The 7,828-nt window shown below is 71.8% G+C and carries 10 protein-coding genes; all 10 read left to right on the plus strand.

Going from position 1 to position 7,828, the window contains the following annotated elements:
* Positions 1-294, plus strand: a 294-nt coding sequence (locus VLJ82_RS12980; RefSeq protein ID WP_408663780.1) for a S1 RNA-binding domain-containing protein, incomplete at its 5' end; no start/stop codon positions are given.
* A 280-nt stretch (positions 295-574) separates the two neighbouring features.
* Positions 575-1,099, plus strand: coding sequence for an RNA polymerase sigma factor (locus VLJ82_RS12985; RefSeq protein ID WP_408663781.1), 525 nt, complete (start codon positions 575-577; stop codon positions 1,097-1,099).
* Positions 1,096-2,280, plus strand: a complete 1,185-nt coding sequence (locus VLJ82_RS12990) for a hypothetical protein (protein ID WP_408663782.1) — start codon at positions 1,096-1,098, stop codon at positions 2,278-2,280. Before VLJ82_RS12985 ends, VLJ82_RS12990 begins: the two co-directional genes overlap by 4 nt.
* Positions 2,281-2,431: 151 nt before the next feature.
* On the plus strand, positions 2,432-3,442 hold the full coding sequence (locus VLJ82_RS12995) for an extracellular solute-binding protein (RefSeq protein ID WP_408663783.1): 1,011 nt from the start codon (positions 2,432-2,434) through the stop codon (positions 3,440-3,442).
* On the plus strand, positions 3,435-4,295 hold the full coding sequence (gene cysT / locus VLJ82_RS13000) for a sulfate ABC transporter permease subunit CysT (protein WP_408663784.1): 861 nt from the start codon (positions 3,435-3,437) through the stop codon (positions 4,293-4,295). Before VLJ82_RS12995 ends, cysT begins: the two co-directional genes overlap by 8 nt.
* The gene (locus tag VLJ82_RS13005) at positions 4,288-5,175 is read left to right on the plus strand and encodes a sulfate ABC transporter permease (protein ID WP_408663785.1); all 888 of its coding nucleotides are present in this window, start codon (positions 4,288-4,290) and stop codon (positions 5,173-5,175) included. Before cysT ends, VLJ82_RS13005 begins: the two co-directional genes overlap by 8 nt.
* Complete coding sequence (locus VLJ82_RS13010; RefSeq protein WP_408663786.1) at positions 5,175-6,182, plus strand: sulfate/molybdate ABC transporter ATP-binding protein; 1,008 nt, start codon at positions 5,175-5,177, stop codon at positions 6,180-6,182. Before VLJ82_RS13005 ends, VLJ82_RS13010 begins: the two co-directional genes overlap by 1 nt.
* A gap of 136 nt (positions 6,183-6,318) precedes the next feature.
* Positions 6,319-6,780: an RrF2 family transcriptional regulator gene (locus tag VLJ82_RS13015; protein WP_408663787.1), complete on the plus strand. Its 462-nt coding sequence runs from the start codon at positions 6,319-6,321 to the stop codon at positions 6,778-6,780.
* A gap of 17 nt (positions 6,781-6,797) precedes the next feature.
* Complete coding sequence (locus tag VLJ82_RS13020; protein WP_408663788.1) at positions 6,798-7,343, plus strand: O-acetyl-ADP-ribose deacetylase; 546 nt, start codon at positions 6,798-6,800, stop codon at positions 7,341-7,343.
* A gap of 9 nt (positions 7,344-7,352) precedes the next feature.
* Positions 7,353-7,828, plus strand: a 476-nt coding sequence (locus VLJ82_RS13025; RefSeq protein ID WP_408663789.1) for a M16 family metallopeptidase, incomplete at its 3' end; no start/stop codon positions are given.

The raw sequence follows: 7,828 nt of genomic DNA on the forward strand, positions 1-7,828 counted from the left end.
ATCGCCAACCCGCAGATGCCCAAGGTGGGCGAGCGGTTCCTGGGCACCGTGGTCAAGACCGCGGCGTTCGGCGCCTTCGTCTCGCTGCTGCCGGGCAAGGACGGCCTGGTGCACATCTCCAAGCTGGGCAACGGCAAGCGGATCGGCAAGGTCGAGGACGTGGTCAACGTCGGCGACAAGCTGCAGGTCGAGATCGTCGAGATCGACCAGCGCGGCAAGATCAGCCTGGTGCCGGTCAAGGACGACGCTGACAGTGCCGCGGAACCGGCGGAGTCCGGCGCCGCTGCGGAGTAGGCAGCGCACGCCAGAAAGCCATGATGCGCCGAGAGGGGCGGGGGGAGTCTTCCCCGCCCCTCTCGGCGTTTCCCGCCGCGGCGCCCAGCCGATGCCCGCGGGGTTTCGTATCCGATCCGCACGCCCTGGCGGCCGGAACGGATACGAAACCGAGCGCTCTGCGGCGGGGAACCGGCGTCTTGGCATAAACCGGCGCTGAGCGGGTGCCGCTGCATCACCGGTGGGTAACGGACTAGACCGGCCAGCCAGGGCGGCGGCGTATCAGTGGTGTGATGACGCGATGAGCTCGGACGTCCGGTCCGATGCCGCTCTGAGCGGCGTGACTCCGGATTCCACGGACGGCTTCGCGGCCTGGGTGAAGCCTCATCTCAGCGTGCTCAGAGTGCTCGCCGACCGGCAGGTCGGGCCGGCGGCGGGCGCCGACGTGGTGCAGGAGGCGCTGCTGCGTGCCTGGCGGCGGCGCGACACCTTCGACCCGGACCGCGGCACCGTGCGGGCCTGGCTGGTGGCCATCCTGCTCGACCGGGCCCGCCGGCATCGACTGCGCCGGCACCGCTCCTGGCCGGATTCGCAGGATTCGCCGGTTGCCCCCGAGACGGGCGCGGCGCCCAGCGCCGACCGCATCGACGTGGAGCGGGCGGTGGCCCGGCTGCCGCGCCGGCAGCGCCAGGTCATCACGCTGCACTACCTGGCCGACCTCTCGGTGACCGAAGTGGCCGCGGTGCTGCGCATCAGCGAGTCCTCGGTGAAGACCCATCTCGGCGCGGCCCGGTCCGCGTTGCGCGCTTGGCTGGAGATCGCATGAGGCAGAACACCGCGGGACAGGGAAACCCGGAAAGCCCGGAACCCGATGCCGCCCTGGACGCCCGGCTCGCCGACTGGGGACGGCTGGCCCGCTCGGCCGTCGCGGACCAACCGGTGCCCGAGCTGCCGGCGGTACCGCCGCGGCGTCCCGCTCCGTTGGGCTGGCAGCTTGCCGCCGGGGTGCTGACCGTCGTGCTCGCCGCCGCGATCGCGGTCGGCTTGCCGAGAGTGCTCGACAAGGATCGCCGCCCGCCCGCTCCGCACGGCCCGGCCGGGAACGGGATCAGCACCGCACCGGTCGGTCCGGACCTGCAGGTCGTCACCTTCCACGGCCTGAGCATCACCGTGCCGGCCTCCTGGCCGGTGACCGGCTACGGCTGCTCGCTCACCAGCAGCGTCGTCGAGCTGCCGGTCGGCGCCCCCCTCTGCCTCCGGCCGGCGCATCCGGGGTTCACGATCGTCCAGTTCTCCTCGGTTTCCGAGCCGATGTCGCCGGACAAGGTGACCAGCACCCGTTCCACCACCATCAGCGGTCTGGCGGCCACCCGGCTGGAGGGTTCGGCCTACCTCGGCCGGCCCGCGTTCGCCTATGTGGTGCCGGAACTGCACGCGTCGGTGCTGGTCATGCCGGCCAGCGGCCAGACCGGTCAGGACCTCGCCGACAGCCTGCGGGTGGACACCGCCGACGCCCACGGGTGCACTTCCACGGTGACCGACGTGGCCGGCATGCCGGGCTCGGCGACGTCCAGCCGGGCCGGCATGGCGGAGGCACTGATCCCCGGCGAGCCGGTGTCGGCGAGCGTGTGCCGCTACAGCGTCGGCTTGCTGGAGCAGGGCAGGGAGCTGTCCGGGCCCGCACTGCGCTCCTTCACGGACACCGTCAACGCCCTGCCGCCCGGCCTGTCCCGGGCCACCCAGCTGGGCCTGATCAAGTGCCGCGAACCGGACAGCGTGGGCTCGTTCGACCGGGAGCTGCGCCCGGACAGCGAGGCCTACCGGATCGAGGTCCGGTACTCCGACGGCCCGCCGGTGGTGCTGATCGCCCGGCTGGGCCAGTGCGGCGACCTGGGCATCTCCAACGGCGCCCGGACCGGCCAGCGAACCGACGACCTGATGATGTTGCTGATCCATACGGCCGGTAGCGGCGGGGGCATTCCCGGAGCGGTCCGGCCGGCGTCCTGACCCCCGGAAGCTTGCCGGGGCAGCGCACACCCGCAGGCGTACCGGGCCGGCGCGCCACTGGGGGAATGCCAGCGACGCGGGGTTGGTTGTCGCAGTCAGTCTCGGTATTGTCTTGTAGTCCGATCGGAAAGACAGAACCAATGGAGTCGCCATGACGATCGCCCGCCGTGCCGGTGCCGTGCTGCTGTCCGCGGCAGCCGTCCTGCTGGCCGTCACCGGCTGTTCGTCGTCCAACGCCTCGTCCGGCGGCAAGCTCTCGCTGGTGGCCTACTCGGTGCCCAAGCCCGCCTACGAGGCGCTGCAGAAGGCCTTCGCCGCCACCGAGCAGGGCAAGGGAACCAGCTGGGCCTCGTCCTACGGCGCCAGCGGCACCCAGAGCCAGGCGGTCAGCAACGGCCAGGCGGCCGACTACGTGGCCTTCTCCCTGGAGCCGGACCTGACCAAGCTGGTGCCCAAGTTCGTCGACGCCGGCTGGAACTCCGGTCCCACCAAGGGGCTGGTGTCGAAGTCGGTGGTGGTGATCGCGACCCGTAAGGGCAACCCGCTGCACATCACCGGCTGGGCCGACCTGATCAAGCCCGGCGTCAAGATCGTCACCCCGGACCCGGGCTCGTCCGGCTCGGCGAAGTGGAACATCCTGGCCGCTTACTCCCACGTGCTGGCCGACGGCGGCACCGAGGCGCAGGCCCAGGAGTACCTGAAGGCGTTCTTCGCCAACGTGGTCAGCAAGCCGACCAGCGGGGCGAATGCCACCTCGACGTTCCTCAACGGCACCGGTGACGTGCTGATCTCCTACGAGAACGAGGCGATCGCGGCCCGGCAGAAAGGCCAGTCGCTGGACTACCTGGTGCCCGCCGAGTCGATCCTGATCGAGAACCCGGCCGCGGTGACCAAGACCGCACCGCAGCGTGCCAAGGACTTCCTGGCGTTCGTGGAGAGCGCCGAGGGCCAGCAGATCTTCACCAGCAAGGGATACCGGCCGGCACTCGACGGCGTCAGCGCCGGCACGGTGCCCGGCGCCAACGACCCGGCCAACCCGTTCCCGAGCGTGGCCAAGCTGCAGACCATCGCCGACCTCGGCGGCTGGAGCGCGGTGAACAAGAAGTACTTCGACAAGGCCACCGGCATCGTGACCAGGATCGCGTCCGGCTCGGATGGCTGAGCTGTCGGCCGCTCCGGCCGGCACGGTCCGGCGCCGCGGTGCCCGTTCGGTTCCCCCCGAAACCGAGCGGGCACCGCTCGGCGTCACCTCCGGCACCGGACTGGGACTGGCGGTGCTCTGGCTGAGCCTGCTGGTGCTCGTTCCGCTGGCAGCGGTGGTCAGCCGGGCCGTGGGCGCCGGACCCGGGGATTTCTGGGCGGCCGTCAGCACTACTGAGGCGGTGGCGGCGATCCGGCTGACGGTGCTGGCCGCCGCCGGGGTGAGCCTGGTCAACGCGGTAATGGGCACCCTGGTCGCCTGGGTGCTGGTGCGCGAGGAGTTTCCCGGCAAGCGGCTGGTCGAGGTGCTCATCGACATTCCGTTCGCGCTGCCGACCATCGTGGCCGGGCTGGTGCTGACCACCCTGTACGGCCCAAACAGCCCCATCGGGGTGACCTGGTACGCCACCCGGCCGGGCGTGCTGGTGGCGCTGCTGTTCGTCACGCTGCCGTTCGTGGTGCGCACCGTCGAGCCGGTGCTGCTGTCCCTGGAGACCGAGGCCGAGCAGGCCGCTGCGTCGCTGGGTGCCGGCCCGGTCCGGACGTTCGTGCGGATCGTGCTGCCGGCCATCACGCCGGCCATCGCATCCGGCGCCGCGCTGGCCTTCGGCCGGGCGATGGGGGAATACGGCTCGGTGGTGCTGATCTCGGGCCAGCTGCCCCGCACCGAGGTCGCCTCGCAGTACATCTACCAGCAGATCGAGAGCGGCTACCTGCCGGACGCGGCGGCCACCGCGACCGTGCTGCTGGTAATCAGCGTGCTGGTGCTGGCCGCCCTGAACGGCCTGCGGTCCTGGGCGGCCAGCCGTGGCTGAGCCGGCTGTGCTGAGCACGACTCCCGACCGGGCGGCAGCTGCGACCGGGACGCCGTCCCGGCCGCGCCCGTCCCGGCGCCGGGTCAGCACCAGCCGGTGGGTGCTGCGGCTGGTGGCGCTGGCCTACGTGGGCCTGCTGGTGGCGCTGCCGGTCGGCCTGGTGCTCTGGCGCACCGTCGACCAGGGCGCGGCCGCCTTCGTCGACGCGATCAGCGGCCCGGAGGCGATCGCAGCGTTCCGGCTGACCGCGATCGTGGCGGGCTCGGCGGTGCTGGTCAACACGGTGTTCGGCGTCGGGGCGGCGTTGCTGCTGGCCCGCTACCGGTTCCGGGGCCGGGCGCTGCTGGACCTGGCCATCGACCTGCCGATCTCGGTGTCGCCGATCATCGTGGGCCTGGCCCTGGTGCTCGCCTTCGGCTGGACCACCGGCTGGTTCGGCCCGGCATTGCAGAACGCCGGCCTGCAGGTCATCTTCGCCACTCCGGGCATGGTGCTGGCCACCGCGTTCGTGTCGCTGCCGCTGGTGGTCCGCGAGGTGCTGCCGGTGCTGAACGAGACCGGCCTGGAGCAGGACCAGGCGGCCCGCTCGCTCGGCGCCAACGCGGTGCAGCGGTTCGTCCGGATCACCCTGCCCACCATCCGGTGGGCGCTGGCCTATGGCGTGGTGCTCAGCATCGCCCGCACGCTGGGCGAGTTCGGCGCCGTTCGGGTGGTGTCGGGCAACGTGGGCGGGCAGACCCAGACGGTGACGCTGCTGGTCGACGAGCGGGCCGAGCAGTTCGAACCGGGGGCCTACCAGCTGTCGGTGGTGTTGATCGCGGTGGCGGCGCTGTGCATCGTGGTCATCTCGCTGCTGCGCCCCCACGGGAAGGACGGGTAATGGGCATTGAAGCCCGCGCCATCACCAAGCGGTTCGGCGCGTTCGTCGCGCTGGACGAGGTCAACCTGACCGTCGCCAGCGGCCAGCTGACCGCGCTGCTGGGTCCCAGCGGCGGTGGCAAGTCCACCCTGCTGCGGATCATCGGCGGCCTGGAGGAGGCCGACAGCGGGTCGGTGGTGATCGACGGGGTGGAGGTCTCAGGCATCCCGCCGCAGCGCCGAAACGTCGGCTTCGTGTTCCAGCACTACGCGGCGTTCAAGCATCTGTCGGTCTACCGCAACGTCGCCTTCGGCCTGGAGATCCGCAAGCGCGGCAAGGCCGAGATCCGGCAGCGGGTGACCGAGTTGCTGGAACTGGTGCACCTGGAGCAGTTCGCCGACCGGATGCCGTCCCAGCTGTCCGGCGGCCAGCGGCAGCGGATGGCGCTGGCCCGGGCGCTGGCCGTCGAGCCGAAGGTGCTGCTGCTGGACGAGCCGTTCGGCGCGCTGGACACCAAGGTGCGCAAGGAGCTGCGGGACTGGCTGCGCCGGCTGCACGACGAGGTGCACGTCACCACTGTGTTCGTCACCCACGACCAGGAGGAGGCGCTGGAGGTCTCGGACTCGCTGGTGGTGATCAACGCCGGCCGGATCGAGCAGGTCGGCAGCCCCAACGAGCTCTACGACCACCCGGCCAACGAGTTCGTGATGGGCTTCCTCGGGCCGGTCACCCGGCTCGGCGAGCACCTGGTCCGCCCGCACGACATCGAGGTGCTGACCGCCGACAGCACCGGGGCGGTACCGGCCACCGTGCGCCGGCTGGCCCGGGTGGGCTTCCAGGTGCGGGCCGAGCTGCACACCGCCGGCGCGCAGGCCACCAACGGAGATCCCGACAGCGTGCCGGACGCGGCGGAATTCGACACCGCCGTGCAGCTCACCCGAGGTCAGGCTGACGCGCTGGACCTGCAGGTCGGCAGCCGGGTATGGCTGCGGCCGTCCCAGCACGCCAGCGTGCTGGCCGCCCGCTGAGCGACCGGCTCACTGGCCGTTCGGCTGCCGCTGACTGGGCTAGCTGGCCATCCAGCTGCGGCTGACTGGCTCACTGGCCGTTCGGCTGGCCGCGCTGCTTTTCCTACTTTCCCACCGGCTTTGCGACAATGCCGGGGTGGAGATCTCGGCGAAGAGCGACTACGCGGTGCGGGCGTTGCTGGTGCTGGCCGACCAGGAACCGAACCTGGTCAAGATCGACGTGGTGGTGGGCGAGCAGCAACTGCCCCGCAAGTTCGTCGAGGCGATCCTGGGAGACCTGCGCCGGGCCGGCATCGTCCGGTCGATGCGCGGTGCCGACGGCGGCTACGCACTGGCCCGGCCGGCCGCGGAGATCTCCATCGGCTCGGTGATCCGGGCCGTCGACGGGCCGCTGGCCGAGGTCCGCGGGCTGCGTCCGGACGAGATGAACTACACCGGCCTGGCCGAGCACCTGCCGGGCCTCTGGGTGGCGGTCCGGGCCAGCCTGCGCCGGGTGCTGGACGAGACCTCGCTGCGGCAGCTGCTGACCGGTGAGCTGCCGGCGCACGTGCGCGCCCTGGTGGCCGACCCCGAGGCCTGGGCCCGGCGGGCCCGGTAGCCCTGGGGAGCAGCGGAATGCAGCTGGAGGTCGTGCTCGGCGACATCACCGACCAGCAGGTGGACGCGATCGTGAACGCCGCCAACTCCAGCCTGCTCGGCGGCTCCGGGGTGGACGGGGCGATCCACCGCAGAGGTGGTGCGGAGATCGGCCGGGCCTGCCGGGCGTTGCGGGCCGGCGACTACCCGAACGGGCTGCCGGCCGGTGCCGCGGTGGCCACCATCGCCGGACGGTTGCCGGCCCGCTGGGTGATCCACACCGTCGGGCCGGTCTTCGACGAGGACGAGGACCGCAGCGAGATCCTGCGTTCCTGCTACCGCCAGTCGCTGCGGGTGGCCGCCGGGCTGGGCGCCCGGTCGATCGCGTTTCCGCTGATCTCGGCGGGCGCTTACCGGTGGCCGGTGCCGGCGGCCGTGGAGCTGGCGATCGGCGAGCTGCGGGCGGCGGCGGCAGCAGCCGGCCCGGTACGGCTGGCCCGGCTGGTGCTGTTCCAGCCGGAGACGCTGGCCCTGGCCCGGGCGGTGCTGGCCGCTGGCACCGGAACCGTCGGCGGCACCGCTTAGGCTGTCAGCGTGAGCACACGCGCGAAGACCAGGACGCTGGCCGCCACCGGCGGTGGCGTGATCAGGCGGACCGTGCTGCCCGGCGGCCTGCGGATCGTCACCGAGGCGATGCCCGGGGTGCGGTCGGCCAGCGTCGGCATCTGGGTCGGGGTCGGCTCGCGCGACGAGTCGCCGTCGGTGGCCGGCGCCAGCCACTTCCTGGAGCACCTGCTGTTCAAGGGCACCAAGCACCGGTCCGGGCTGGACATCGCGCGGGCGATGGACACCATCGGCGGCGAGTTCAACGCCTTCACCGAGAAGGAGCACACCTGCTTCTACGCCACCGTGCTCGACCAGCAACTGCCCATCGCGGTCGACATCATCGCCGACGTGGTGCTCAACGCCACCATCGCCGCCGCCGACGTCGACATCGAGCGGACCGTGGTGCTGGAAGAGATCGCGATGCGCGACGACGACCCGTCGGACCTGGTGCACGACGAGTTCGC

Origin of the sequence: Jatrophihabitans sp., from assembly GCF_035474675.1 — a bacterium.
GTDB lineage: Bacteria > Actinomycetota > Actinomycetes > Mycobacteriales > Jatrophihabitantaceae > Jatrophihabitans_A.

What these genes read in the sequence shown, in the direction of transcription:
- VLJ82_RS12995 (WP_408663783.1), top strand. Translation starts at nt 2,432, where the DNA reads ATGACGATCGCCCGCCGTGCCGGTGCCGTGCTGCTGTCCGCGGCAGCC.
- cysT (WP_408663784.1), top strand. Translation starts at nt 3,435, where the DNA reads ATGGCTGAGCTGTCGGCCGCTCCGGCCGGCACGGTCCGGCGCCGCGGT.
- VLJ82_RS12985 (WP_408663781.1), top strand. Translation starts at nt 575, where the DNA reads ATGAGCTCGGACGTCCGGTCCGATGCCGCTCTGAGCGGCGTGACTCCG.
- VLJ82_RS13010 (WP_408663786.1), top strand. Translation starts at nt 5,175, where the DNA reads ATGGGCATTGAAGCCCGCGCCATCACCAAGCGGTTCGGCGCGTTCGTC.
- VLJ82_RS12990 (WP_408663782.1), top strand. Translation starts at nt 1,096, where the DNA reads ATGAGGCAGAACACCGCGGGACAGGGAAACCCGGAAAGCCCGGAACCC.
- VLJ82_RS13020 (WP_408663788.1), top strand. Translation starts at nt 6,798, where the DNA reads ATGCAGCTGGAGGTCGTGCTCGGCGACATCACCGACCAGCAGGTGGAC.